The organism is Micromonospora inositola (genome assembly GCF_900090285.1).
Taxonomy (GTDB): domain Bacteria; phylum Actinomycetota; class Actinomycetes; order Mycobacteriales; family Micromonosporaceae; genus Micromonospora; species Micromonospora inositola.
Window position 1 is genome coordinate 6476167 of the sequence record NZ_LT607754.1, and the last position, 25119, is coordinate 6501285.

At 67.5% G+C, this 25119-nt stretch carries 19 protein-coding genes and 1 pseudogene; 9 read left to right on the plus strand and 11 right to left on the minus strand.

Going from position 1 to position 25119, the window contains the following annotated elements; all coding sequences use genetic code 11:
• Nucleotides 1-78 precede the first annotated feature (78 nt).
• The 4 genes from GA0070613_RS30735 (at nucleotide 79) to GA0070613_RS30750 (ending at nucleotide 2257) form a co-directional block, all read left to right on the plus strand.
• Nucleotides 79-441 carry a DUF4429 domain-containing protein gene (locus tag GA0070613_RS30735; protein WP_089015474.1) on the plus strand — a complete coding sequence of 121 codons (363 nt, stop codon included), beginning with the start codon at nucleotides 79-81 and terminating at the stop codon, nucleotides 439-441.
• Nucleotides 442-593: 152 nt separating this feature from the next.
• Nucleotides 594-1406: an IS5 family transposase gene (locus GA0070613_RS30740; protein ID WP_089015443.1), complete on the plus strand. Its 813-nt coding sequence runs from the start codon at nucleotides 594-596 to the stop codon at nucleotides 1404-1406.
• A gap of 30 nt (nucleotides 1407-1436) precedes the next feature.
• Nucleotides 1437-1622: an SHOCT domain-containing protein gene (locus tag GA0070613_RS30745; RefSeq protein WP_089015475.1), complete on the plus strand. Its 186-nt coding sequence runs from the start codon at nucleotides 1437-1439 to the stop codon at nucleotides 1620-1622.
• 308 nt (nucleotides 1623-1930) lie between these two features.
• Complete coding sequence (locus tag GA0070613_RS30750; RefSeq protein WP_089015476.1) at nucleotides 1931-2257, plus strand: hypothetical protein; 327 nt, start codon at nucleotides 1931-1933, stop codon at nucleotides 2255-2257.
• A gap of 185 nt (nucleotides 2258-2442) precedes the next feature.
• Here GA0070613_RS30750 and GA0070613_RS30755 read toward each other — a convergent pair whose 3' ends face one another.
• Nucleotides 2443-3105 (minus strand): HIRAN domain-containing protein, encoded by a 663-nt coding sequence (locus tag GA0070613_RS30755; protein ID WP_089015477.1) that lies wholly within the window; start codon nucleotides 3103-3105, stop codon nucleotides 2443-2445.
• 714 nt (nucleotides 3106-3819) lie between these two features.
• Between GA0070613_RS30755 and GA0070613_RS30760 the strand changes: the two genes are divergently transcribed.
• Nucleotides 3820-4128: a hypothetical protein gene (locus GA0070613_RS30760; RefSeq protein ID WP_089015478.1), complete on the plus strand. Its 309-nt coding sequence runs from the start codon at nucleotides 3820-3822 to the stop codon at nucleotides 4126-4128.
• Nucleotides 4129-4327: 199 nt separating this feature from the next.
• Here GA0070613_RS30760 and GA0070613_RS30765 read toward each other — a convergent pair whose 3' ends face one another.
• From GA0070613_RS30765 to GA0070613_RS30775, 3 genes and pseudogenes are all read right to left on the minus strand, one after another.
• Complete coding sequence (locus GA0070613_RS30765) at nucleotides 4328-5233, minus strand: septum formation family protein (protein WP_089016298.1); 906 nt, start codon at nucleotides 5231-5233, stop codon at nucleotides 4328-4330.
• 423 nt (nucleotides 5234-5656) lie between these two features.
• Nucleotides 5657-6109: a hypothetical protein gene (locus GA0070613_RS30770; RefSeq protein ID WP_172875931.1), complete on the minus strand. Its 453-nt coding sequence runs from the start codon at nucleotides 6107-6109 to the stop codon at nucleotides 5657-5659.
• A gap of 768 nt (nucleotides 6110-6877) precedes the next feature.
• Nucleotides 6878-7655 (minus strand): annotated as a pseudogene (locus tag GA0070613_RS30775) (transposase); the annotation flags it as partial.
• 52 nt (nucleotides 7656-7707) lie between these two features.
• On the opposite strand from GA0070613_RS30775, the gene GA0070613_RS30780 reads away from it, so the two are divergent.
• Nucleotides 7708-8025: an integrase core domain-containing protein gene (locus GA0070613_RS30780; RefSeq protein WP_157746599.1), complete on the plus strand. Its 318-nt coding sequence runs from the start codon at nucleotides 7708-7710 to the stop codon at nucleotides 8023-8025.
• A gap of 435 nt (nucleotides 8026-8460) precedes the next feature.
• Here the strand turns inward: GA0070613_RS30780 and GA0070613_RS30785 are convergent, their stop codons facing one another.
• The 3 genes from GA0070613_RS30785 to GA0070613_RS32545 all read right to left on the minus strand — a co-directional run bounded on the left by GA0070613_RS30785 (nucleotide 8461) and on the right by GA0070613_RS32545 (nucleotide 9951).
• Nucleotides 8461-8706, minus strand: coding sequence for a VOC family protein (locus GA0070613_RS30785; protein ID WP_089015480.1), 246 nt, complete (start codon nucleotides 8704-8706; stop codon nucleotides 8461-8463).
• A gap of 35 nt (nucleotides 8707-8741) precedes the next feature.
• Nucleotides 8742-9410 (minus strand): HAD family hydrolase, encoded by a 669-nt coding sequence (locus GA0070613_RS30790; protein ID WP_089015481.1) that lies wholly within the window; start codon nucleotides 9408-9410, stop codon nucleotides 8742-8744.
• A 94-nt stretch (nucleotides 9411-9504) separates the two neighbouring features.
• Nucleotides 9505-9951 carry a VOC family protein gene (locus GA0070613_RS32545; protein ID WP_157746600.1) on the minus strand — a complete coding sequence of 149 codons (447 nt, stop codon included), beginning with the start codon at nucleotides 9949-9951 and terminating at the stop codon, nucleotides 9505-9507.
• Between the two features lie 145 nt (nucleotides 9952-10096).
• Between GA0070613_RS32545 and GA0070613_RS30795 the strand changes: the two genes are divergently transcribed.
• Entirely contained in the window at nucleotides 10097-11410 is a 1314-nt protein-coding gene (locus GA0070613_RS30795; protein ID WP_089015482.1) for an ISL3 family transposase, read from the plus strand.
• 283 nt (nucleotides 11411-11693) lie between these two features.
• Here the strand turns inward: GA0070613_RS30795 and GA0070613_RS32550 are convergent, their stop codons facing one another.
• From GA0070613_RS32550 to GA0070613_RS30810, 3 genes are all read right to left on the minus strand, one after another.
• On the minus strand, nucleotides 11694-12050 hold the full coding sequence (locus tag GA0070613_RS32550; RefSeq protein ID WP_157746601.1) for a hypothetical protein: 357 nt from the start codon (nucleotides 12048-12050) through the stop codon (nucleotides 11694-11696).
• Between the two features lie 92 nt (nucleotides 12051-12142).
• The gene (locus tag GA0070613_RS30805; protein ID WP_408630968.1) at nucleotides 12143-18721 is read right to left on the minus strand and encodes an RHS repeat-associated core domain-containing protein; all 6579 of its coding nucleotides are present in this window, start codon (nucleotides 18719-18721) and stop codon (nucleotides 12143-12145) included.
• A 211-nt stretch (nucleotides 18722-18932) separates the two neighbouring features.
• Entirely contained in the window at nucleotides 18933-22844 is a 3912-nt protein-coding gene (locus GA0070613_RS30810; protein WP_408631024.1) for a LamG-like jellyroll fold domain-containing protein, read from the minus strand.
• Nucleotides 22845-23244: 400 nt separating this feature from the next.
• Here GA0070613_RS30810 and GA0070613_RS30815 point away from each other — a divergent pair, with 400 nt between their 5' ends.
• Nucleotides 23245-23544: a GRAM domain-containing protein gene (locus tag GA0070613_RS30815; RefSeq protein WP_197699017.1), complete on the plus strand. Its 300-nt coding sequence runs from the start codon at nucleotides 23245-23247 to the stop codon at nucleotides 23542-23544.
• A 39-nt stretch (nucleotides 23545-23583) separates the two neighbouring features.
• Here the strand turns inward: GA0070613_RS30815 and GA0070613_RS30820 are convergent, their stop codons facing one another.
• Nucleotides 23584-23946, minus strand: a complete 363-nt coding sequence (locus tag GA0070613_RS30820) for a LysR substrate-binding domain-containing protein (RefSeq protein WP_231929592.1) — start codon at nucleotides 23944-23946, stop codon at nucleotides 23584-23586.
• A gap of 104 nt (nucleotides 23947-24050) precedes the next feature.
• Here GA0070613_RS30820 and GA0070613_RS30825 point away from each other — a divergent pair, with 104 nt between their 5' ends.
• Nucleotides 24051-24782 (plus strand): LamG-like jellyroll fold domain-containing protein, encoded by a 732-nt coding sequence (locus GA0070613_RS30825; RefSeq protein ID WP_157746602.1) that lies wholly within the window; start codon nucleotides 24051-24053, stop codon nucleotides 24780-24782.
• Nucleotides 24783-25119: the final 337 nt, after the last annotated feature.

Below are 25119 nucleotides of genomic sequence, written 5' to 3' on the forward strand. Positions count from 1 at the left end.
GGTGTCGATACCTCTGCCCGGTTGATGGGTGGTCCTCCGATCGCCCGGGTGTCACGTAGGACAATTCAAGCAACACTCATGACCGTGACATATGCACCCCACGCCCAGCCAGCCGCGGTGACCGCCAACGGCCACACCGGGCAGGTTCACTTCGACGGCACCTACATCACCATCACCCGCAAGGGCTTCCTCGCCCGCGCCTCAGTGGGCAAGGGCGAGAAGCGGATACCACTCGGCTCGGTCAGCAGTGTGCAGTGGAAACCTGCAGGCGGCCTGGTCAACGGATTCATTCAGTTCGAGATCCCCGGGCAGGGCGGGTCTCGGTCGGCGTTCGGTAAGCAGACAACCGATGCGGCTCGAGACGAGAACTCCGTGGTCTTCACTAAGAGCCTGGTAAATAAGGGTTTGGGTCGGCTGGATGGCCGGGCAAGAGATCGATGATTCCGCCGGGCCGGCGTGGCGGCGTGACATGGGGAAGGGCCTTCGGTACGAGCAAAGGCGACTAAACCAGCACGACCGAAGGCCCAACCCTGTCTGTATACCTTGTCGCCGGTGTCGCCGCATCTACCGCCCCGGCCAGCCTCGCCGATCACCTGCCGACCGCCCGGCCACGGCACTACCCGTCCGACACCACGGATGCCGAATGGGCCGTCCTGGCCCCGCACGTGCCGGCCGGGACCGGACGCGGCCGGCCGATCATCTACCCCCGCCGGGACGTGGTGGACGCGATCCGTTACCTCGACCGGACCGGCTGCCAGTGGGATGCGCTGCCCGCCGATTTCCCCCACCACAAGCTGGTCTACCACTACTTCACGGCCTGGACCCGCGACGGAACGTTGAACCGGATGCACAACAGCCTGCGGGAACAGGTCCGCGAACAGGTCGAGGGCCGCAACCGGCAGCCGACCGCCGCGCTGGTCGACTCCCAGTCGGTACGGGGCGCGGAGACCGTCGGCCGGGGCGGGCGTGGCTATGACGCGGGGAAGAAGGTCAACGGCCGCAAACGCCACATCGCCGTGGACACCTGCGGACTGCTGCTGGCGGTCCTGGTCACCGGCGCGCAGGTGCAGGACCGCGACGCCGCCCGACCCCTGCTACGGGCGCTACGTGCCTGCTTCCCCACCATCAGCGTGACCTGGGCCGACAGCGGCTACGCCGGCCGGCTCGTCGACTGGGCCACCGCCCACCTCACCCTGACCGTACGCATCGTCGCGAAACTCGCCGGGCAGACCACGTTCGTCCTCCTGCACCGCAGGTGGGCGGTCGAGCGCACGTTCTCCTGGATCAACCGGTGCCGACGCACCGTCCGCGACTACGAACGGCTACCCGACCACCACGCCGCGATGGTCCAATGGGCCATGATCATCGTCATGACCCGCCGCCTCGCCCGCCACCAACCCACCTGAAACCATTATTTACCAGGCTCTAAGAAGCAGATGCCCGAGTTCGAGCGGCTGCGCGCTGTGATCGAGCAGGCAATCGCTGCCCGCCACAACGCGCCGTCACAAACGGCCGCACCAGTGTCGGTCGCCGACGAGTTGGCAAAACTCGCCGCGCTACGGGATCAGGGACTGCTGTCTCCCCAGGAGTTCGAGCAGCAGAAGGCCCGGCTGCTCGGCTGAAGGTGATGTTGTAGCCCGGACACGAAGCGGACTGCGACCCAACGGACCCGGATTTCCAACGGCGCCACGCCCGCGAGGTCCGGGTCCCGTCTTTCGGATCTCGGAGGGGTGAACGTGGCTCTCTGGCTGACCTCTTCATCCCGAACGCGGGTACGGGACGTCGTCGGATCACATCCGGTGTCGTCCTACGCCTCGGAGCATGCGGCGTCTGCTGCCTTGCGTCGTCTCCTGCCGTCCGCTGGTGGTCGTCTCGCTGCCTATTCGCTGCTTCCTTGCGCCGCTCCGCGCCGAAAATTTAGCCTGCACGGATGCTGACCGAGCCGCGCGGCACGATGCATGGGTGGATCTGGCGCGCGAATCTGCTGCCGTTCGTCGAGACGATCGCTGACCTTGTGCGGTGCCGGCTCGACGAGAGCGGGCTCACCGCGGGAGTCGAGGACTCCGACGCCAACAACGACCTCTGGTTCACGCTCGTCCTAGACGGGCAGCCGCGCGTCGAGATGCACTTCGCGGGCACGGACGACCAGGTGTTGGTCGACCTGGAGTTGGACGGCACCGACGAGTCGTTCGAGATCAGGGCCGCTCTATTGCTCGGCATCTGTAGCAGCTACCGCCTGGCTCCGGAGGCCAGCTGACTCGACCTGCGCATTACGAGTCGGCTCCAAGGCGCTGGTCCGCCGCCTGGTCCTCCTGCTCAACATGGTGTCCAGGTCCGCGATCGTTCGCTATTGCTCGCCGGTTTGGCTGCTTGCTTGGCTGCTCGGCAAGTCCGGATGCCGCTGCGCCGTCATTGACACCTGGCACCTCATCCGATGGAGGTTCACCGCTCGTGCGCGGGCCGGGGCGCGCCCGCCGGACGCTGGCTCAGCAAGTGCCGCAAAACATCGGGGCTCGCCGCTAGAACGGCCACCTGATCACACCCGACGCCGGGGCGGGTACCGCGGATTGAGATTGCCTCTACCTCGGTGCCCGAGTCGATCAGCCTCGCCAGCGTCCGGGCCTTTTGCTTGTTGACATACGCGGCCATGTACTGCCCTGTGGCGTCGTACACCGCCACCGCGTTTGGGTCGTAGGGGTTTTCCGGCTCGCGGACGAGCCTTACGGGGTCGCCGGGGTGGAAGTTGCCCGCCCGGCACTCGGCCTGGTGGTGAGCTTCACCGCGTAGCTGGGAAATGTAGATGCCAGCGCGAGGCAGTCGGCGATCCGTCGGTCCGACGAGTAGGCCGGTATCGTCCTCGCAGAGCCGCAGGACGTACTCGCCGCCCATGTCCCGGTAGGGGATCAGACGCAGCGTCGGCAGGCCGTCCGCACCGACGAACCGATCACGGCTGCCGTCCTGCGGCGCATACCACCGATCCGGTAGGCCCTCGCCCTCTCCCGTCTGACTCGATATGGCTTGGACTGGCGTCGTCCGCTGCGTGGCTTCCCCGCTCGCCTCGTCCAGCCGGCTTGTCCTCCGGAGCAGCCTGTCCATGAAACCCATCGGCACACATTGTCAGCCGAGGCGCCGGTCCTCTACCCCGAGTCCCCGGCCGCGTCGGATACCCGACGGTCGCGTCATCGTCCCCCGCAAGCCGCGCCGGATGGCGTGGGCGCCCCGGACGACGCCGAGGACGCCGCCTGACCGGCAGTGCATCCCACGCACCACGTCCAGCAAAGCGGCGGGTTCGGCTGCCAGGACACAGCATGGTTGGCGAGCCGGCCCTAAGGTTGTTTCATGACCCACCCTCGCCTCCGGAGACTGTCGGCGGTCGTCGGCTGGCTGCTCTACCTCACGGCGGGCGTCGGGCTGTGGTTCAGATGGGACTTGGGAGTCTGGTTGCTCACGGGCGCAGGTCTGCTCGCCATTCAGTGGTCGCGTGGCTTCCGCCGACCGGAATGGGCGCGCGTCCAGAAAGATCCAGAGCCCGCCGAAAAGGTGCTGCGGTGGTATCCGAAGTGGTGGTAGGCGGTCAGGATGGATCGGATCCCGCATATCCCAAGGGTCGGGTGGGTGCTGGTGGCCAACGAACACGACGCGGCGGTCGTCGGCGTCAGGAACTCCTTGACCCCCAGGCAACCAACGCTGCCCGATGACCTGGAGCGCCGTCAGCGTTGACCTGCTGCGATCGTCCTTGGCTGTGGAGATGCGCGACACGCTCTGGGATTCCGGCGGGCCGCGACCGGAGTATGGCGTGCGGCCCACTGCGTCTGGGCGGTGAAGTGTGCGGAGCTGCAGGCCGACGAGCTGGGCGCTCTCGCGTCGGAGCTCGACGCAAAGGTGGTCACCAAGGAGCAAGCTCTTGTGGTGGTGGGCGAGACCAGGCAGGCCCTCATGCGTCTCTACGAAGTCCTCGAGGACCTGAACAAGCATTCGTTCGAGGACCGGACTCCGCCTGCCTCTGGCGGGTTTCGGCGGCGGCTCAAGGACGAGGTGTTCAGGTTGGCCAGCGAGACTTTTGGCCTTCAGCAGGCAATCCGGCGTCTGTTCGAGCCGGCTGACCACACGGCCGACGCGCTGCTATGACCTCAGCTAAAGAAGCATCTGCGGCAAGGGGTCCGTGCAGGCTCAGGTGCCGGTGCTGAGGATTCGAGCGCGAAACACCCCCACGCCGGACGGCAGGCCGCTGCGACCGAGCGCGATGATGGGGCACCGGTCGATGGTGGACGGCCAGACCGGCCCGGCTCACCCGATTGCCCCGCCCGCCTCCGCCGGCGCACCGCGTTCAGCGGACTGGCAGCGCCTTCGTGCCACCGCCCTTGATCGAGTGGGTCACCTTCGGACCCCCCGACCAGTAGAAGCAGCGGATCCCCCGGTCACCGCGCGCCCACGCCTCCGCGGCCGGCACCAGGTACGAGGTGCCCGTCCGGTAGCGCAGCACGCCGTCGACCGGGACCTTCGCGTACCGGGCCACGAGGGCCCGGCACTTCGCGTGCACGCCGTCCTCGTCACGGCTCGCGTCCGCGTACGAGGTGTCGGGCGCCGTCCACGAGCCGACGTACTCGAACGTGTGCGGCCGGGCGCAGGCGGTCTGCTCGAAGGCGCCGTACCGGTCCTCGTTCAGGCACCCGAAGGCCAGCGGTGACGGGCCCTTCAGTGCGTCCCGCAGGCTGCCGGTGTGCTGCACGGGGTGGTCGTCCGGATGCCGTTGCGCGGAGCCGCCGTCGGCCGTGTCCAGCTCAAAGATGTCGCACCGGAACCAGCGACTGCCACCCTGCCATCCGCCCGGGGACGGGGGCGCGACCTGCACCGTCAGGCGAGCGCCCCGCCAGTCGCCACCGACGAACGCGGTCGCCTTCGCGTCGCATTCGGCGAACGCTGGTCGCAGCACCGCCGAGCCCACCGGCGGCGGGGTTTCCCGTTCGGCTACCGCGCCGGTGAAGGTGCCCAGGTAAAAGGTCTCCAGCAGGTGCTGCCGCGTGCAGTCGACCGGCTGGTAGCTGGTCAGGTAACTCGACGGTTCGGGAATCACGTGGCAGTCGCCCACCTTCGGGGTGAACTGCACGGCCGCCGCGGCGGGCCGCCAGTCGTCGGTCAGGTCGCCGTCCAGCCCGGCCGGTGCCCCGCACCCCGCCATCGCCGTCACCCCGGCCAGGGCGGCCACCGCCACCCGTACCCGCCACCGTCGCATGTCACCCTCCCCGTCGTGCCGGCGCAGCATATGCCACCCGGAGGCATCGCCAGGGTCCCCGTCCGTCGTGCGACATCCGGCGGAGGCCAGGCGCTGAGAGGGCGCGGGCGGCCCGTGACGACCCCGACGGCCAACGGCTCAGGGGCGGTCCCGGTCTTTCGTCACACCGCATGCTGACCACTCCCGCCCCGCGCAAGACGCTGCAGCCACTTACCTGGCTGCTCCCCACGTGCTTCCCGATCCCCGGCGGGGCGGCCGTAGCGTCCCCGGCACCTAACGCTCTACTTCGCCGCATTTTCCAAGGTGCAGCACGAGCGTCTTGTCCCTCAGCGTGACCGATGGCCAAGACGGCGGCCATGGGCCGGCGGCATGAGTGCACGCCGGCTCGCCGAGGACAAGCCATCGAGACGGCAAGCGGCGTTGTCACAGCGCGATGGGTTGATAGCTCAAGGCGGCGTCGACGATGTCCTCCGGGGACGCATCGACCAGCTCCGGTGGTGGAAAGAAGATCAGACTGCTGACTCGTGGGTGCAGGACGTGGCTGTGCAGCAGGCGAACGTAGTAGTCGGTGCCGTCGTCGGCGCGCTGTATCCGGCGGACGATCTCGAACAGCTCGTCGCGGGTGACGTTCTCGACCTTCGGCGAAGCGGATCGGGCGGCCTCGATCGCAAAGTCCTCGACGTTACGAGACTTCCAGTAGATGCGGAAGTCGTAGGCGGTGTAGGCGTGGCCGGTGCCGGCGTTGAACGCGGCGATTGCCGAGTCGGCCGACTCGCCGCGCTCCAGCAGCTTCGCGATGGTCGCTATGGCGGTAGATAGGTCGGCGATGCGTTGCTCCGGGGCCACCGGCGGGCAGAGTTCGGGACGCAGCTCCATCCAGACAATGTCTGTGGACCGACCGGCATAATCTCCTCGGCGCACCGACCGCCCATCAGCAGTGAGCGGAGGTCGTCGCCCGCCTGACACTCGGAAGCCAGCATGGCATACGCCTTCGGATCCGCCGAAGAGGTCACCGAGCAGGAAGCCCTGCTCAGAGGTTTGCCGGTGGGATTCGGGTCTCAACTCGCGGGATCCATACCGACGCCATCACGACGGCGCCCAGAGCCGTACGTCGATGCGGTATGGCCCTCGTGATCGGCGTTGGCAGGCCCCAGGCCGACAGCCGGCACCAGCCAGGCGGGGAGCAGCGAAACCTGACCACTTCGGTCTTCTCTGGGAGGTCACGCCGCACCGCTCGACCGCATCACCGCAGGTCAAAGCCGTCGTCCCTGTCCGGTGTCGGTGAGCCCTTCGGGCGCGGTGACCACTTCGCCAACCTGCACCCAATCTACTCCCACTTGCAAGGCCAGGCCATCCAGCGGCTCCTTACCGCCCTGACCTGCGCATACTCCCCTGCCAGGCGACATAGATTGCTGTCGACTGCTGCGCAAAACCGCTGAGCACTCCGGTGTGAACCGGGACGCTGCAATGCGTCTGACCTGGAAAAGCGTAAAGCCGCAGGTGGACGCGGACGCCGTTGAGTGCAGTTGAGCGCCGTTGAACGCAGTTCAGCGCCGTTCAGCGCATCCCGCTGCTCCCAATCCGCTCCCCGATCACGGGCTCAACCTGTCAGTCCCTTGGAAGCGTGGAGGGTTGTTTAAGTTCGGTGACGAACTTCTTCCCGCGTCCCCGGGTCCTGGCCCGGGGCCCTCGCAGCGCACGGCCGGTGCGCAGACAGGCCGTCAGCTCACGGCGTAGCGCTCCGCGGCCCTGCATGTATAGGGCCTGGTAGATGCCCTCGTGCGAGATCCGCATCGTCTCGTCCTCGGGGAAGTCGACCGGGAGCCGGTTGGCGATCTGCTCCGGACTCCATGACGTCGCCCAGCGCCGGTCCTGACGACGCCCATGACGACGCCCGATCCAGCGGACCTGCGGTCCTTCAACCCCGCTGCCGTCCGGAGCGCGGACCGTGCCAGCCAGCCGCTCCTGCACATACTGCCGCAGCCGGTCATTCGCGGCGAGCTTGCTCACCTTCGGCCGACGCGCTTGGCGGTCGGCGTGCCACTGCGCGACCGAGGCCCGGTAGTCCAACCGGCCGCAACGAGTGGCCGCGTTACGCCGCAGCTCCCGCGAAATCGTCGCCGGGGACCGCCCCAGATGGCGGGCGATCTCCCGCACTCCGCGCTCCTGGGCGCGCAGCACGGCGGTCTCCTCACGCTCGGCGAACGACAGGTAGCGGCCAGACGGCGGGTCCAGGCTGATCGACGGCATGCCGTCACCCTCACGGAACCACCGCGGCCCCAACGGCATCGACACATCACACGCGACAGCGGCGTCCTCGCTCGACAGCCCTCGGCGATCAGCCGCCAGAACCGTTGCCGTTCCTCACGCCGATTGACCGGGGGCCGCCCAGGTGACGAAGCGGCGGCCGACCAGCCAGAATCGCCTCACGCGCCCTTCCTTGCGCCACAACATCCTCCCGCACGATCGAGGTGTTGCGACGACCGGTTGAATTCGCCGAATACACCGCCGCCGAATACACCAAGGCGTGCCGGCGGTTGGGCATCCTGCAGTCGATGGGTCGCGTCGGCTGCGCCCTGGACAACGCCGCCGCCGAGGCGTTCAACTCCACCATCAAGGTCGAGTACATCCACCGGCAGCGGTTCCACACCCGCGCCGAGGCCCGACTCAAGATCGTCACCTGGATCGTCGGCTTCTACAACACCCGCAGACGTCACAGCGCCTGCGACGGCATGTCACCCATCGACTACGAACACTTCGTCGCCGAAGCCCGCCGGGCCCAGGCAGCTTAAACAACCCTCCACGGTTCCAGGAGATTGACAGAGCGTATTGGCACCTGCCCGCCCTGAGAGCGGGCATTCCGCCAAGGGTGACGGCAGGGCGGCCCCAGAAGGCATTGGTAGTACCGACAATCGGGCCGGCTACGCCGTCGGTGCCGATAGGCTCCGTTTCACTGGCGTGATCTTGAAAAGCGTGCTCAGCCGCGTCTACCCCGTCTGGTCGGAGGCCCCGCCGCGCCACCCGTAGCGGCCATGCCGCCGCTGGGGCGCGTGCTTGTCCGGCGTGTACCATGCCAGAACCGCACTGCCCGGCACTTCGCCGTCGGCCAGAACACCTCATAGCGGCTCTACGAACTTGGTGGGGGACGAGTTTCGCGGCCGCCAGCTTCGGACGCGGTGTGAGGATGTCCGTGCCATGCGGTGATCGTTCGTGGTGTGGCTTTCGGATCAGTTAACGCAGAACTCGTTGCCCTCCGGGTCCTGCATGACGAGCCAGAAGCCCTCCTCATTGTCAACCCGCCGGTAGATGGACCCACCAGCAGCCATCAGCCGGTTCCCGACCGCCTCGATCCGTGCCCGGCGCTCGGCGTCCGGTGGCGGGCCGCCGGCCTTCACGTCGAGGTGGACTCGGTTCTTTGTGATCTTCGATTCGACTTCATACTGGAAGAATCGGACATCTTTCCCGAAGTGCATAGGGCAACCTCGACAAACCAAGAACCGAACCAGCTTCAAATTCCGGCCAACGTCAGCACGTGATCGAATCCGCGAAGCTGGGCTGGCGAACTCACCATCGGCAGTACCAGGGCCGGTACCCCGGCGGTCACGGAACCGCCGTCGCCGCTGGGATGGTCACCGACCATCAGCGTTCGATCTGGCTGTGCCGCCAGGGCGTCGAGTGCGGTGCGCCAGATCCGTACATCGGGTTTGACGAAGCCGACCTCGTAGGAAAGTATGAATGCATCGATGTAGCGGTCAAGCCCGTGCCTCGCAAAGCATTTGCGAATGTCCCAGCCGACGTTACTGACCACGCCAAGGCGAATATCGCGGGCGCTCAGGGCGGCGAGAGTGGATGACGTGTCCGCGTACGGCTCGAGTGCTTCGGCGTGCGTTTCGTGCAGGGCTCGCGCAAACGGCAGGTCCACCCCACGGATTTGCTGCAGGACAGCCAGAATCGCCCGGTCCCACACCTGTGGGTCCAAGTCCCGGGCGATGTGAGCAGGGTCCGTAGCCGTTGTCCGCAACAACTCAGCGAAATCCGCGGCGATGCGCTGCGCCTCACCGACGGCCACCTCCCGGCCGACTAAGGCCGCCGCGCTGCCGACCCAGCGGTTGGGGTCTCTGGCGAACAGGGTCCAAGCGAAGTCGAACAGGACGGTTGTCACGGGTTTCGAAGGCACCAGGTCACCCTAGATCAGCGGGACGATTGACGTGGGCCATGATGCTTCTGACTGCGCTCGACGCAGAACAGGTTGCCCTCCGGGTCGGCCCTGGTCACCCAACCGGGGCCGTTGGGGCTTGCGATGATCCTCGTACTCGGGTCGCGCCCGAGCCCTTCAGCCGCACGACCTCCTCATCGCGTGTCCCGTCGGTCGGCATGACATCGATATGCATTCGGCGACCGGTTCTTGGTTCAGCGGCTTTCCCCTCCGGAACTCGGAGGAAGAAGATGTCTGGTCGGTGGCCCTGCTTGTCAACCAGGGTCCGGCCGGCGTTGCGCTGCTCCTGGGGGACCTCGTTCGCATCCGCCCACTGCTCCCATGCGGCGAAGCCGTCCGGAGGGCCGTGCGGGAAGTCGTAGCCAGGTAGCGCCACCATCCAGAAACGAGCCAGCCGGTCCGGATCGGCGCAGTCGAACACGATGTGTATGCCGGGAATCATGCCTGCGACCGTAATCCAGACCGCGGGCAGCCGCAGTCCTCGCGGACGGCCATCGCTCATCCGTTGACTCAAGGCTATTCGGGTCGATAGGGGTTCGATCGTCCGTTGTGGTCGTCCGGAGCGGACTGTCCTGTTGAGATACCCGTGACTCTCCATGACCATCTTGTTGTCGAAGCAAGCTGGTCACAACAGAAGAGCCACGGGCATGAACGAGGATACGTCCCGGTTGCTGGGCCTGGCAGGTCTGGCGGTCACCAGGGTTGAGGATGGGCCGGATGGGCCGGTGGTGTATCTGGTCACCGCCGACGATCAGGCCCGCCGGTGTCCGCACTGCGGTACCCGCGCACGTCGGTCGAAAGGCTGGCGGGTGACCCGGCCACGAGACCTCGCGGTGGGCGGACGCCACCCGCGGCTGGTGTGGCGCAAGCACCGGTGGCGCTGCGACGAATCGGGCTGTCCACGCAAGTCGTTCACCGAGACGGTCGCGCAGGTTCCGGCGCGTAAGCGGCTCACGTTGCGCTTGCGGACCTCGGCCGGTGCGGCAATCGCTGACGGCGGTCGCACGATCGTGCAGTCCGCGCGGGACCACCATGTGTCCTGGCCGGTGGCAGCGGCGGCGTTCGCCACCCACGCCGCAGCGGTGCTGCCCGCCCAGCCCGACCCGGTGCAGGTACTGGGCATCGACGAGATCCGCCGGGGCCGTCCGAAATGGGTGTGGGACGAGACCACCGGGACGTGGCAGACGACCGTCGACCGGTGGCACGTCGGATTTGTGGATCTGTCCGGCGGGCAGGGCCTGCTCGGTCAGGTCGAAGGCCGCAACGCTGCGGTCGTCTGCGACTGGCTGGCCGAGCGCACCCAGGCGTGGCGCGACGCGGTACGCTTCGTGGCCATCGACATGTGCACCATCTTCAAGTCGGCGGTGCGTCAAGCCCTGCCGGGCGCTGTCCTGGTCGCCGACCACTTCCACATCGTGCAGTTGGCCAATCAGACCGTCACCGAGATCCGCCGGCGGGTCACCGTACAGGTCCGCGGCCGGCGAGGGCGCAAGGGCAACCGGGAATGGGAACTACGGAACCGGTTGACCCGCAACGCATCCCGAATGCACGGCGACCACGTCGCCGACCTGGAAGGAGAACTCAAGGACCTGCCCCCACGCATCGGCACGCCGATCCTGGCCGCCTGGAACGCCAAGGAGGACCTGCTCGATCTACTCGCCCTGGCCCGCACCCACCCCAACCGCGAAGACATCGCCGATCTGCTATTCCGGTTCTACCACCGATGCGCCCAATCCGGCCTGCCCGAGCTGGAACGACTCGCCACCACGGTCGAAACCTGGTGGCCAGAAATCCTGGCATTCATCCACACCGGCATCACCAACGCCGGCTCCGAAGGCACCAACCGGGTCATCAAAACCGTCGCCCGCGACGCCTACGGCTTCCGCAACCCCGCCAACCAGCGATTACGCACCCGCTGCGCCACCACTCGCCGAGCCAGGGGGCACCTCAGCCCCCGCTAACTTCGTAGAGCCCTCATAGCGCGCTCCGCGGTGCGAGCGACCGGCTCCCCTCATCCACGATCAGGCGCGCCGGGCGAGGACGTGCGCGAAGAGTCAAGGCGGCGTCAGCGTGTGACACAAAGGCCTCCAGGTTGGCGGAGCGGTTCTCGGCAGCTCCACTCCATACCCGGAGGCCTTCGTCATCACGCAGATTCAGACCGTGTCGTCACGCGACTCAACCAACCTCCCTGGGCAGTACATCTAGCGAGCATGGGCACCGGGTTTTGAATGCACGCTCAAGAGCTTAGCCATCGGAACTTTTCATCGACCGACGCCACGACTCCTTCTGGGCTGGGTCGAGCTCGAGTGGTGGGAAGCCGGCAAGGTACCTGTGGGCCAGAGCAACGACCTCTTCCAGTGGCGCATCCGGCAGACGGTCAAAGTCGTCGACGGAAACATCGAGGGTGAAGTTGCATTTGGACTTATCGTCGAGGATGGCCATGACCAGACATCGGTAAACGGACCGTCCCTCTGAGCCGAAGACCGTTAGCACCAAGGTCTTTATCTGATTTCGCTGCTTCTGGAGCCATTCAGGGCGACCATTGGCGCTCCATTTCGGATTGGCGGTGGCCAGAGCTGTAAGCCGCTCCAATTCCTGCACTGAGAGGAGCTTTATATCGCCACGGGAGCGAAAACCGTAAACCTCGATCTTTGGCCATCTAAAACGGCTAGACCTTCTTGTTATCTTCATCACTACCCCACGTGGTGAATAAATATTCGAGTATCCCACTGAATTTCCCTGTTGTTCGGGTTCCCCGCGCGCTCGATCAACTGCATGGCCCTGTGGTTACCTTGTCCTATCACACCTGGCCGACCCGCCCACGTCGCGATGTACTGTCCGTCCCGCGGGCTGAAGACAGAGGCCATAAGGTCCGCGTCCGAACGGCCTCCCGCACTGGCTGCCTTGTAGGAGATGGATCCATTTCCTGGCGTCATATCAAGGAGGTCTCGAACGGTCGCGTTAGGTTCCGGAGATCTACCTCCGAGCTGACGGTGCAGAGCACGGTTGCCGCGCCATGGCTCCATCGGGCGCCCCATCAACCGACGTCCGAGATATGTATCGTTAGCCCCATTTCGGAGAGCTCCGATGCCACCGCCGGTACCCGCGAGGCTGGAGCGCATTCCCGCCATCGCCATCTGGCCAGCAGCCTTCAGCCCCATCCCCGATGTGATCGCTACTCCGGCGCCGAAGGCTGCAGCGCCGAGAAGGGCACCACCTGCACCGAGTGCTGCTCCGAACAGTCCACCCACCAGGGCCTCGCCGGTCAGTTGCCACCCGCTTTCCTCGTCGGCGTCGAGCAGATTGGTGGTGAGGGAGCCGACTGCTCCGCCGAGGAACCCGCCGATTGCCGCACATCCGACGGCACCAACGCCGAAGCTGGCAGCCGTACAGGCTCCACCCACGATGACACCGACGGCGATTCCGGCGACCGCGCCGACCGCTCCGGCGTGGCGGCACCAGAAGCTGGCCTGGCATTCGCGCTGCTTGTGCTCGGCCTCCTGGCGCTGGTGGGCCTGCTGAGCGGCGACGATGTCCTCGGGCGACGGTGGCCGGGTGGAGGAGTTGTATTCGGGAGTGCCGTAGGCGTTCTCCATGTTCTGCTGGGAGTGTTTCGACGGCGGCGGGCCGTCCCACTGCGCGTCGAAGGGGTTGCGGCCGGTGGGGTCGCTCAGCGTGATGGGTGAGTTGTTGGCGTACGAGTAGGCGTTCCACTGCTGGGGGTCGGACAGGTCCATGACCGGGTCCACGGAGATGAACCGTCCGAGCACCTGGTCGTACTGCCGGGCACCGATGTTGACGAGGTTGGTGGGGTCGACGTCGCCGCCGACGAAGCCCTTGCCGTTGACCCAGGCGGTGTTCGAGTCCCGGGACCCTCCATAGGGGGTTTGCCGGCGGATGGTCATGTTCTGGGTGCCGGCGTTGATGGCGATCTGTTGGGTGCCCTGGTGGTCGTCGTACAGCCAGGTCAGGTCGGTGGCCGCCGAGCCCGCCTTGCGGCTGGCGCAGGTGACGCCCGCGAAGTTGTAGTAGCGGGTGCCGGTGTTGACCGTGCCTTCCCGGCGGATCTCCTGCCCGGGCAGGTAGAGGGTGGTGCCGCTGACGTCGCGGCGGATGAGCCGGACACCGTCGGCGTCGTAGATGTTGGTCTCGATGGCGTTCCCGGCGTTGCTGACGGTGGCGAGTTCACCTTCGGCGTCCCAGGTCAGCGTCTGGCTGCCCGTCTTTGCGGTGCCGCAGTCGTTCGCGGTGGTGCCCGACGGTCGGCAGGTGGTGTTGCCGGTCGCGTCGTACTCGTACTTGGCGACCACCGTCGGCTGCCCGGGGGCGTCAGTGCTCATCTGGGTGACGGCGTGCGGCCGCACGACATTCTGGCCGCCGTCCGGCACGAGGTAGTTGCGGGTGGTTTCTCCGCTGCTGGTGTGGCTGGTTTCGATACGCCGGGTACCGGTGTCGTCGACGGTCCAGTCCTGCCAGTAGGGTGCCGGCCCGCCCAGGTTTTCGAGGATGGGATCGGTGTCGCAGGAAACCCCGGTCTTCGGGGTCCACGCGGTCTTCAGGCGCCCCAGGGCGTCGTCGCGGAAACACTGGACGTCCGCCTGACCGACCTCGGGGGTGTCGGCGATCGACTTGATGCTGCCGGCCGCCTTGTAGTCGTAGTTCCGGTCCGCGACCGTGCCGTCGACCGTCGAGCGCTCGACGGTGACCCGGTCGACCCGGCGGGTCGCCTCGTCCCGGTAGACGATGTCCTGGGCGAAGTTGCTGCTGCCAGGAACCTGGTAGATCGAGCTCTTGCGCTCGCCGTAGGCGGTGTAGGTGGCGGTCGCGATGGTGCCCGCGGAGCCGGTCAGGCTGGTGTCCAACCGGACCGGCATACCGGTCGTGGCGTCGTAGTCAGTGGTCAGTTGCTCGGTGACCAGGCCGCCGCCGGCCGGGTACGAGATCGACGTCGGCGCTCCAGTGAACTGGGAGTACTCGTAGGCGTAGATGTAGGTGGCGTTGAGGCCGGTCTCGACCGGCGGGATCACGTAGTTGACGCCCCTGGGTTGGTAGCGCTCGTTGAAGTTGCGGACCTGCCACTTGTAGGCGCTCGCCGTGCCGGCCGAGTCGTACTCGTAGCGGATGGACTGGGTCAGCTGGCCCTTGAACCCGCCCTGCCCGCTGTAGAGGGTGTCGTACTTCCACTCGGCACGCAGGCGGCCGGTTGCCGAGTCGTCGCGGAGCTGGGTCTTGCGACCGAGCTGGTCGTAGACGTACCACAGCGTCTCACCGCGGGCGTCGACGGTCTTCTGCAACGCGTCGTCGTCGTAGAAGGTGCTGGTCGTGGTGCCCTTGTCCGGGTCGGTGGTCCGCCAGAGGCGGCCCTTGACGTCGTACTCGTTGACCCACTCGTTGCCGGCCGAGTCGGTGGTCTTCGTCGGCTGGCCCTTGCGGTTGAAGGCGTAGGTGGTCTCCAGGTAGGCGCCGTTGACGCCGGAGGTCGTGGTGTGCTGCCGCAGCGCGACGGTGCGGCCCTCGATGTCGGTGACCGTGGTGGTGGGCGTGCCGCCGTCCGGCGGGGTGACCTTGGTCAGGTCGCCTTCGTAGCTGGTGACCGTACGCGACTTCTCGACCAGGTTCGTGATGTTGTCACCGGCGAGGAGGATGCCGTTCGTGGGCCGGGACGCCTGGTCGAAGACGACCTTGGACACGGCGGGCAGGGACCACTCCGGTTCCCACCACAGCGCGCCGGACGGCGCCCCCAGCTCGGCGTGGACGCCGTAGCTGGCCGCGGCGCGCCCGTACTCGTCGTAGATGGTGTCGGTGACCACCCGATCGCCGCTGCCTCCTGCGGACAGCGACTGGGTCTGCCGCGGACGCAGCAGCCCGTCGAGAATCTGGTACGAGGTGAGGTAGTTGCCGTCCGGGTTCAAGCTCTGCGTCGTGACGTACGGGTAGTTGTCCCGGTTCGGGGCGAACGTGTAGGCGTACTGGGCCGACGGTTGGGTCGGGTTGGCTGCTCTGGTCCAGCCCTGCGTCCACACCTTCACGACGCGGCCGAGCGCGTCGTAGTCCACCTCTGAGGTGATCTTGCCGTTGGGGTCGGTGGCCTTCGTGGCCGAGCCCCAGTAGGGGTTCGACTCCACCACGGACTGCCAGCTCAGCTGGTTGGTGCTGGTCACCTTGGTGACCGGTCCACCCACAGCCGGGGTGTACGCGGTGGTGGTGACGTTGCCCTTGATGTCGGTCGAGGTTTGTTGCCGGCCGGCGTAGTCGTAGGTGGCCTGGGAGGTCGTCTGCCACACCGTGCCGGTGCCGGCGATCCAGTCCTTGAGCTGCTCGGTCTTGGTGGTGGAGCCGAACTTCGGTGTGGCGTCGACGCTCGTCGCGTCGTCGTAGTAGGTCCGGGCGTCGGAGATGACGTCATCGGCGCTGGTTGGGCTCGTGCCGCAGGCCAGGGCGGTGGTCGTTGTCTGCTTGACCAACTGCGTGAGGTTCTTGCCGAGGTTACGGTTGTAGGTGTAGGTGACGCACTTCTCGTCACCGGTCTTCGAGATGTCACCGTCGTCCTGCGACCAGTTCAAGGTGCCGTAGGTGTTGTCGAAACTCGTCGTTCCTCGCGAGGTACGCCAGCCTCGGGAGCCGTCCACCCCCAGTGCGGTGGCCCCGTAGGTCGTCTGGGTGTTGACGAACCGCGCCTCCACGAGATCGCCGTTGATCGTGCGGCTCGCGGTCGCACTCGATCGCCACGGCACGTTCACCGTCTTCGACACCGGCTTGGTGTCGACACCGTTGTAGACGACCTGCTCCCGGACCTGGCCGGCGAACTGGTCCTCGTCGTACACGGTCTCCGAACCCAGCGATGCGGGCACGGTCACGTTGCGGGTACCGCCCGTCGGGCTGAGCTTGTCACCGTGCATACCGCGCATGAAGGTCGTGACGGCCAGGGTCTGCGGATTCCCGTCGTCGCCGACCCGGGTCTTGACTTGGGCGTAGCCGCGCCACTGTCCCCACGTCTTGCGGTCGGGCCTGGTCAGACCGTCATCGTCGTCGAAGTGCCACGCCGGGGAGCCGACGTACTCGTACCACGTGTGCTTGGTCGGCGACTGGTGCCCGCCCTGGAGCTGCACGTCGTCCTCGGCCACGTGCTCGACCCGGTATTTGTGCCACCACTCGGTGATTAGCGCCTGGCCGGTCGGGTCGGCCGGATCCGGCACCTTCACCGGGTAGCAGCGCCTCGTGTTGGTGTGCGGGGCCAGAGTGTCGACGATGGCCGCGGTGCACTCGGGCCGCGAGTAGTCGACCTTGATCTGGGCGCCGGTCTCGGTGACGATGCTGGAGATCCGCAGCCAGTTGTCGGTGGTGCCGTGCTCGGTGTAGACCCGGTTAGGCAGGGACTCCGCCCCGAACGTCACCGGCGGCAGGTTGATGGTGCCGTCGACCAGGCCCGCGTGGTCGATCCGGTCCAGCCACAGACCCTCGTGTGTGGAGTCCGCCGTGGCCGAGAACGTGTGCGACAACGTCCACGACTCCACGTCCTGCCAGGCAGGCGTCGGCTTGGTCGTGTCCCACACCCTCGTGGTGACCTTCTTCAGCCGCTTGGCGGTCCAGAACGTGGGCGAGTACTGCTGGGGGCAGGAGGTCGCCGACGCTTTGCACTCCTGATCCCAGGGAGTGTCTTTCCAGTTGGCGGTCACCGGCGCGGCTTCGGTGCCGCAGTTGGAGAAGCAGCGGAAGTCCGTGTCGAACACGACCTGCGCGTACGGGGTGGTGTTGCGCTCGGTGACGCCGTGCGTTGCGAGCGTCCGGTCGTAGGTGCCGTAGTCGATACGGGTCAGGTATCCGGCCCGGTCGTAGGTCACGTCGTCGGAGTCGGTGGCGTTACGGGCGTACTTGTTGGTTTCCTTGCCGTACCAGAACGACATCGTGTTGCCGCGCACGTCCACGACGTAGTCGAGGTTCCACCGCCACGCCTGCACACAGTCCGACCCGGTGAAGGTGCTCTGGTGGCACGGCTCGCCCGTGTGGTTGCCGAACACCGGCATCGTCAGGGTGGAGTTCGTGCCGGTCGTCTCGCCCGGCAGGTTGTGCAGGCCGAAGAAGTACTGGGTGCCGTCGGTGGTGGTCACCTTCCAGTACTCGCCGACATCGCCGTAGTTCGGGTCACCCGCGTCGCCGTTGGTCGCACCCGTCAGCTTCTCGATCTTCGACCCGTCCTCGGCGCGGGAGTGCCAACCCTTCCCCGCCTGGAAGACCAGTTCACCGCCCTGCCCGTTGAGGCTCATGGTCGCGTTGTCCGAGCGCCAACACTGGTCCCCGCTGCTCGCGGTGTTGTTCGCCCCGTTCTTCAGATCGTCCGCGCAGGGCACGTACCGCCGCTCGATGTAGCCGGACGAGTAGTCGAAGCCCTCACCGATCCACGACGGCTGGTTGTTCGTGACCTCCGACCGACCATCCACTGCGGAGGAGGAGTAGCTCAGGGCGATCGACGGGGCCGGGCCGGTCGCCGGCGGGATGCGCAGCGGGTAGCTCCACGAGAAGTCACCGGCGCTACCGCCGCTCGACCAGGTGGACGAGGGGGCGAGGCCGGTCGCGCCGAAATCACCGTCCGATCCGGAAGACCCGGCGGCCAGCATCAGGAGGGATCCGGATCCCGCCGCTGCGGCGGGGGCGGACGTGACGCTCACGTCGGCGGTGGCGACCCCTGCGGCGGTGTCGTTGGCGGTGCGCAGCGGCACCGACCGGCAGCTCGGGCTGGCTGGGGTGGTCATCGCGCATTCCGGCACCTGCCACAATCGCAGGCGCGACGCCCACGAGCCGCCTGCGGCGTACCGGAAGGAGTCGTAGTCGACCGACACCTTCGCCACGCCGGTCGGTGCGCCCTGCGGGGCGGTCACCTTAAGCACCAGGCCGTCGCGCCATGCCTGCGGGAGGCTTGCCCGGTCCACGATCTTCACGTCGAGCTGGGAGAGCCGCTCGCCGGCCTTGCCGGTGCCCCGGTCGACCCAGACCGGCAGGGAGCCTGCCTGCACGCCCCGGCTCCTGGCCGTACGCGCTCTGGCCGGAGCGAGGTCGACCCGGGCGGCCGCCGCCGCGGGCCACTCGGGGGCCTGCGTGGGACCGGACTTCACCCGGTTCTGCTGCCATGCCTTACCAGCGGCGACCGGGCCGCCGTCATGGTCCAACTTCTCCGCCGGCGGCTTCGACGGCCGGCGGGGCGGCGCCGCCTGCGCCGGCACGTACGGCACCAGCGACAGCACCAACGACGCGACCACCGAACCGACCAGCGTCAACCGCCGACCACCCGTACCAAGAAGACTCCGACGCACCCGCCGTAGGCCGCGCACAGACCGTGCCGACATGAGCTGTTCCTCTCCGACAACCGCTACAAAGCTTGAACATTCGAAAGGAGGCGACCGGCCGTTGCCGGACTGAGGCTGCGTTGGGTCCTCCTGCTCGGCCCGGCGGGAGCCGGGCCGAGCAGGAGAAAGGCCTACCGCCGGGTCACCGGCGCCAGAGGACCGTTCCGCCTGGATCGAGCAGAACCAGGTCGCCGTCGTCGCGCAGCACCAGTTGGCTCGCCGCTGTGGCCCAGGTCTTGGTGTCCCACAGCGGTGTGCTATCGCTGCTGTAGACGACCACGTTTCCGTCCGTCTGGAACCGGGTGTACGCCCCAGGATTGCCCCAGGTCCCGGTGTCCCAGATCGGGAAGCCCGCCTGGCTGAGCACGAGGTTGCCGTCGTCCTGCATCAGTAGTTGGTAGTTACCGACATCCGACCGCAGATACTGACCAGCAGTGAGGCTCTCGCCCTCGGCCAGGATGTTCGTGCCAGGGGTGGACGGAACCTGCGAGTTGTACCAGTCGAAGACGGCGGTGTCGGTCATCGCGCCCTGGAACACGGCGACGTCGTCGATGCCGCCGACCCACTGGTCCACCATTTGGTCGTGCCACCACGTGCGGCCCACCAGCAGCGGCCCGTTCGACGCCATCGGCGTGAAGGTGAGGGGTTGAGTGCCTTCCAGGACGCCGTTGACGTAGAGGCGAATCTCCTTGCGGCCGGCGTCGTACACACCGGCCAGGTGTGTCCAGACCCCACTGGCGGCGGGATTCTCGGACTGCACACTCGCCGTGGACGTCGTCGTCACGTCCTCGTCACTGACAACGAACTGCCACTGGCCGGTATCGGACTTGAACTTCAACCAGGCGGCACTCTCGTGCACACCCCGCTGGGACAACGCAGTCCGCATCCCGTCCAGGCCCAGCATCACCCACGCCGACATGGTGAACGAATCGTCGGTGCGCACCACCGGCGTGTCCTGCCACTCGGTGATCCCGTTGCCGTCGTCGTCGTTGGGGTCCAGCTTGATCGCGCTGCGCCCGTACTCCTGCGTGGCCTCGTTGTAACCGTCGTCCGGGAAGTACTGGTAGTCCAACCAGAGACCCTGGCCGCCGCCGTACCCCGCAGCCACCTCGGAGCCCTTGGTCAGCGCCAACCAACGACCCCACGCGGTCACCGAGTCCGGCGCCTCGCAGGTGTCCGTGAAGTCAGCGGTGTAGCAGGACACCGCCGCCTCGAAGTCCCAGTCGCCCACCCGCACCGGGGACACGATGCCGGGCTCGTTGAACCCGCTCGATCCGGGCTCGGTGGCGAGCTGGCCGGTGAAGTCGTGCGGCACCAGCACCCGATCGAAGGCCTGTACATCGGCGATGGAGCCGTTCCACCACTTGTCCTCAGCCCCGCCGACGAAGCCGCGCCCCACCGCGAAGACACCGGTGGCCTGCCACGGCGTGCTCGGCCCGGCCGACTCCATGGCGAGTTCACCGTTGACGTAGAGGCGGATCTTCCCGGCCGGCTTGTCGTAGACGCCCGCCAGGTGCATCCACTGGCCGAGTTCCGTCGACGCGATGCTCTTGGTCGCGGCCCGCGTGGTGCTGGACTGAGCCGAGCTGTCCTTCATCGAGAACGACCACTTGGCGACAGCCGGCGAGCCGACCATCCGGGTACCCAGCAGGAACCCGGCGGCGTCGGTACCGTCCTGGGTCAACGCGACCGTGTCGGCGGTCGGCATCGCCGTCAGCCGCACCCAGGCGGCCACGCTGAACGATCCGGTGGTGGACACCAGGCTTGGTGTGGTCGCCGCCGACGAGGTGCCGTTGAAGGTGGCGGTCTGCCCACCGACCATGCGTACGTTGCTGGGCCAGCTGACGTTCGTCGCGGTCAGCGGGGAGTTGACCGGGGCGGGTTCACCGTCGGCCAACGCGGCCGCCTGGTTGATGCCCGGGTACGTCTCCAGGCCCCACTTGGCGATCGGTCCGGAGGGGTGCCGGACGTTGAACTCGACCGACCCGTTGCCCTCGTTCAACGTGCCGTCGATGGCCTTCACATAGAGCACATTGGTGCCGAAGCTCAGGGCGGTCAGGTCGACCTCGGCGTACTTCGGGCTGGTGCCCTGGGCCGCCACCTCCTTCGTCGCGGCGTCCCAGCCGTACCGGAACTTGGTGACGTCGGTCGCCGTCGACTCGATCCGGACCCGGCCCGTCATGCCCGGCCCGGCGGGCACGGTGACCATCCGGGCCGTCACCGGCGGCCGGGTGGTGTCGGCGGCGAACTGGCACCACACCGACCAGGAGCCGGTGATGTTGTACGGGCTCTTGTCGGTGCCCCTCGCACGGAAGGCGTAGGTCTTGCCGCTGACGACCGATACCGCGGCGCTGGTCGTCCGGGTGTTCGGACTGATGCCGCTCTTGGCCGGCGGTGGGGTCTTCCGGGTCGGGTACGTGTCGGTGACGGTGCTGATGCCGCCGCTGGGCACCTCGATCCATTCCCAGGAGGCCGTCAGCGAGTCCGACGGGTCGCCGTCCGGGAACACCGCCGAGAAGGTCGGGCTCAGCGTGCCCACGGTCAGGATGCCGGAAGTGGGGCAGGCCACCTGGGCCACCTGGAGGCCGTTGGGCGCACCGGGCTTGGTGTCGTAGTCGACGATCAGCTTCGCGTCGCCCGGGTGGAACTTCTTCCACCGATCCTGGGTCGACTCACCCGACCCGTCCGCGGCACGCGCGGTGAAGCCGACGGTGAACGTGTTCCAGTTACCGGTCGCGGCGGCCTGAACCTGGCTGGTCACCGTCGTGCCGGAGAAGTTCATGATCATGTCGGGCTGGATGGAGGAGCAGCCCCCGGCCTCGTTCGCATGACCCGACGCGTCATCCAGGAACTTGGACAGGCTCATGCTCGACCAGCTGGCCTTCGGCGTCGCGTTGATCGCCGGCGTCAGGTACATGGAGGCGACCGTGCTGCCGCACGACCACGAGTGATCCAGGTTCATCTGCACATACGCCGACTCGATGTGCTTACCCTTCAGCGACACACCGTTCGCGGTCGTCGGGAACTCGAAGAACGACCGGTACAGCGCTCCGGTGTCCGGGTTCAGGCCGACCCGCGCCACGGTGTAGTCGGTGTTCGAGGAGCCGTTGTTGGTGGCGTACGCCCACTTCGTCTTGTACACCGACCAGGCGGGGTCGACGAAGAGCGGGAACACGGCGTCCGGCGCGTTCAGCAGCTTCGCGTCCGGGCGCAGCACGAGATCGCGGCCGGCGACCTCCACGGCCACCGCGGCGAGCCGCGCCGCATCACCGGCGGCCGCGGCGGTGGACCGCGAGGCGGCCTCCCCCGCCCGCAGGGCCGCCGACCCGGCGCCTCCCGTGCTCGTCCGCGAGTCCCACATGACCGCCGACTCCGACGAGGCGAGCACGTTCCTGCCGACCATCGCGCGCAGCCGGCCGTCCGGGCCGGCGCTCACCGCGGCGTCGCCGCCGAGGCCGAACCGCACCTCGCGCACCGCTGGGTTCGCCGCCGCCTTCGCCGACTTGACCTTCAGCGCATGGGTGAAGCCGGTCGGCGTGGCGCGCACCACGAGGTCGACGTCGGCGAGCACGTCGGCGTAGGTGGCCGAGTCACCCGAGACGGTGGGGACCGGCAGCGGTCCACCCGGCCACGACATCGTCATCGTCCTGCCGCTGCGGCGCAGCGTCACCAGCGGACCCGTGCCGCCGCCGGAGAACGTCACGTCGGCCACCGACACCGACGGCCGCCAGGACCCGTCCCCGTCGCGGGCAAGATCGAGGTCGACGTCCGCCCAGCGGCCGGCCTTGCGGGTGCGCTGCGGGACCACCGACGCCTCGTACCGCAGGCGGCCGTCCGGCTGCGCGACCACCTGCGCCAGTTCGGTGCGCGTGCCGTCCACCACCACGGGCTCACCGCAGGAGGCGGCCAGCGCCAACGCCCCCGCTTCCGAACCCGCCACACCGGTACACGCCGGGGCTGCCGCAGCAGGACCCGACCCCGGTACCGCAATCGCGGTGACGGCCACGGAAGCCGCCACCCATCCAGCTAGCCCACGACGCCATCGACGGCTCACGGCCCACCCAATCGATCTTCCGAGAAGTAGTGGCAGGGACGATAGGGAGTGCGCCGGTTCCACCGCTGTCCCTTGCAGACACCTTCACCGAACGCCAGATCTTGTTACATCGACTAATCGACATGCTTTAAGTCGGTCGACCTGGGCGCATCACGGAAGGTGAAGCACTGAGCAGCAGATGTGACTTGAATCACAGACAGCCCGCTTGTGTACCGGAACGCCGAAAGGTGCCGATCCTGCCAATCGCCCGCTTACAGCTGATCAAGCCACACCCGTCCCGAATGCCGCCGGGATATCCGGCGTCCACCCTGCGCAGGCCCGTCAGTCCGCGCCCCACCACCACCCGGGCCGGGCCATATCATTCAGCTTCCGCTACCGCTCGACGACCAGAAGGATGTCGATGACCAGCGACGACAAGGTGGTGCTCCGAGCCATGGCGAACCTCTGGCGCGGAGCGGAGTCCGTGGGTGGCCGACTGACCCTCACCGATCGATATCTGTCATTCCGGGCGCACGCGCTGAACCTGCAGACCGCACCTCTCGACATCCCGCTCTCGGACATCGCCGGCACGCGTCGCTACCGCAACATGGGACTGGTACCGAACGGGCTGGCGGTGACCACCCGGTCGGGCACCGAGTACCGGTTCGTGGTGCGCAAACGCGACCGGTGGATCGACCGGATCGCCGAACTGACCTCGTAGTCACCGCCCCGACCGGACTCGTCCCGGGCCGCGGCCGGGTCACTTCAACCCGGCTGCCGCGTCCCGCAGGTGGACGAGGAACCGCTGCACCGCGGGCGGCCGGCTCCGCCCGGCCACGGTGGCGGCGAAGACCCGCCGGGCCGAGACGTCGTCGCGGTGCAGGCGGAGCAGGGCGAGGTCGGGCGGAGTGGCCCGGACGGCGAGCGCGGGCACCAAGGCGACCCCCAACCCGGCCGCGACGCAGCCGAGCTTGCCGGTCCACTCGGCCGCCACGATGTCGACGCGCGGCGTGAACCCCGCCGGCAGGGTGGCCCGCAGCAGGGCCTCCTCACAGAGAGTGACTGAATGCTTGGGTCGTGAGGCGAGAAAGCCGCCGTCGGTCTGCCGGACAAGGTCGTCCACTTCCAGACATTGACAGCGGTCGCAGGCGCGATGATCATGTTGGGACGCTGCGACCGTACCGGGGCTCGCGGCCCAATCTCCGGAGGACCTTCATGGGTCGCGCTATGTCCACATTCGCCCTGGGTGTCACCGCTCTCACCGCCGCCGTGCTGGTGGACACCGCGCCCGCGTATGCAGCAACCGAGCAGCTGCGGCTCGACTTCGATGCCACACCAAGCGGGCAGGTCGAGCCCGGGCCGTGGACGTCCGGCTGCTTCGCCGATGTCGCCACCCCCGGCGACTCGGGGTGCATCGCGGTGAGCGACCCGGGCAGCATCTCCCGGGCGACCCGCCCCAACGGCACCGGCGCCAGCCCGGCGATCGCCTTCCCCGCCTCCGGCAGCGCCGTAATCCAGGTGCCGGACGCCGCCAACCTCAACCCCGGTACCCAGGACTTCACGGTCAGCGCGCTGGTGAAGATCGCCTCGAGCCAGGTGACCAGTGGGGCCAACCTGATGCAGAAGGGTTTCTTCGCCGACCCGGCCCAGTGGAAGCTCCAGCTCGACAACGGCACGCCGGGCTGCCGCATCGCCGGCACTGGTGCCAGCGGAGCAACCTCACTACTGCTCACTGCGGACGCCGCCATCGCCGACCAGGGCTGGACGTTCGTCCAGTGCAAGCGGCGCGGTGACGTGCTGAGCCTGATCGTCGGCGGCCAGGTGGTGAAGACCGGGGCCGGCGCCACCATGGACATCACCAGCACCGCGAAGGTCAACATTGGTGCCAAGGGCCCCGGCCTGACCAACAACGACCAGTTCCGCGGGGAGATGGACAACGCCCTCTTCAGCGTCGGTTGAGGTTTCGTTGTGCTCGGTCGGCGGGCCCAGCGCCCGCCCACCGTTCGGCGTCAAGAGGACCTTGACGGCGTGCAGCGGCTCCCAAGGGGAAGTGCGCGATGAGGCCGTGGTGGGGATCCGGCGCGTGTATCCAGGGCAGGCCACTCCCGAACCCCGAGCGAGCACCGATCACGGCAGGCGACACGAAACGGCTTTGGCCTGGTGTAGAACACCAGGCCAAAGACCCTATGAAGTCATAACCACCCGGTCCGGTGAGTGCACGAGCAGTCCTTCCAGCCCGGTCGACGGATCCCGTTGAAGACCCATAGTCGGTCAGCCGAAGGGTCAGACCAGGCCG

Excerpts from the sequence above, each read along its gene's own strand:
- GA0070613_RS30765 (WP_089016298.1), bottom strand. The coding sequence starts at position 5,233 with ATGCGACGGTGGCGGGTACGGGTGGCGGTGGCCGCCCTGGCCGGGGTG.
- GA0070613_RS32545 (WP_157746600.1), bottom strand. The coding sequence starts at position 9,951 with ATGAGCGATGGCCGTCCGCGAGGACTGCGGCTGCCCGCGGTCTGGATT.
- GA0070613_RS30750 (WP_089015476.1), top strand. The coding sequence starts at position 1,931 with ATGCTGACCGAGCCGCGCGGCACGATGCATGGGTGGATCTGGCGCGCG.
- GA0070613_RS30815 (WP_197699017.1), top strand. The coding sequence starts at position 23,245 with ATGACCAGCGACGACAAGGTGGTGCTCCGAGCCATGGCGAACCTCTGG.
- GA0070613_RS30735 (WP_089015474.1), top strand. The coding sequence starts at position 79 with ATGACCGTGACATATGCACCCCACGCCCAGCCAGCCGCGGTGACCGCC.
- GA0070613_RS30825 (WP_157746602.1), top strand. The coding sequence starts at position 24,051 with ATGTCCACATTCGCCCTGGGTGTCACCGCTCTCACCGCCGCCGTGCTG.
- GA0070613_RS30785 (WP_089015480.1), bottom strand. The coding sequence starts at position 8,706 with ATGCACTTCGGGAAAGATGTCCGATTCTTCCAGTATGAAGTCGAATCG.
- GA0070613_RS30770 (WP_172875931.1), bottom strand. The coding sequence starts at position 6,109 with ATGGAGCTGCGTCCCGAACTCTGCCCGCCGGTGGCCCCGGAGCAACGC.
- GA0070613_RS30745 (WP_089015475.1), top strand. The coding sequence starts at position 1,437 with ATGCCCGAGTTCGAGCGGCTGCGCGCTGTGATCGAGCAGGCAATCGCT.
- GA0070613_RS30755 (WP_089015477.1), bottom strand. The coding sequence starts at position 3,105 with ATGGGTTTCATGGACAGGCTGCTCCGGAGGACAAGCCGGCTGGACGAG.
- GA0070613_RS30795 (WP_089015482.1), top strand. The coding sequence starts at position 10,097 with ATGAACGAGGATACGTCCCGGTTGCTGGGCCTGGCAGGTCTGGCGGTC.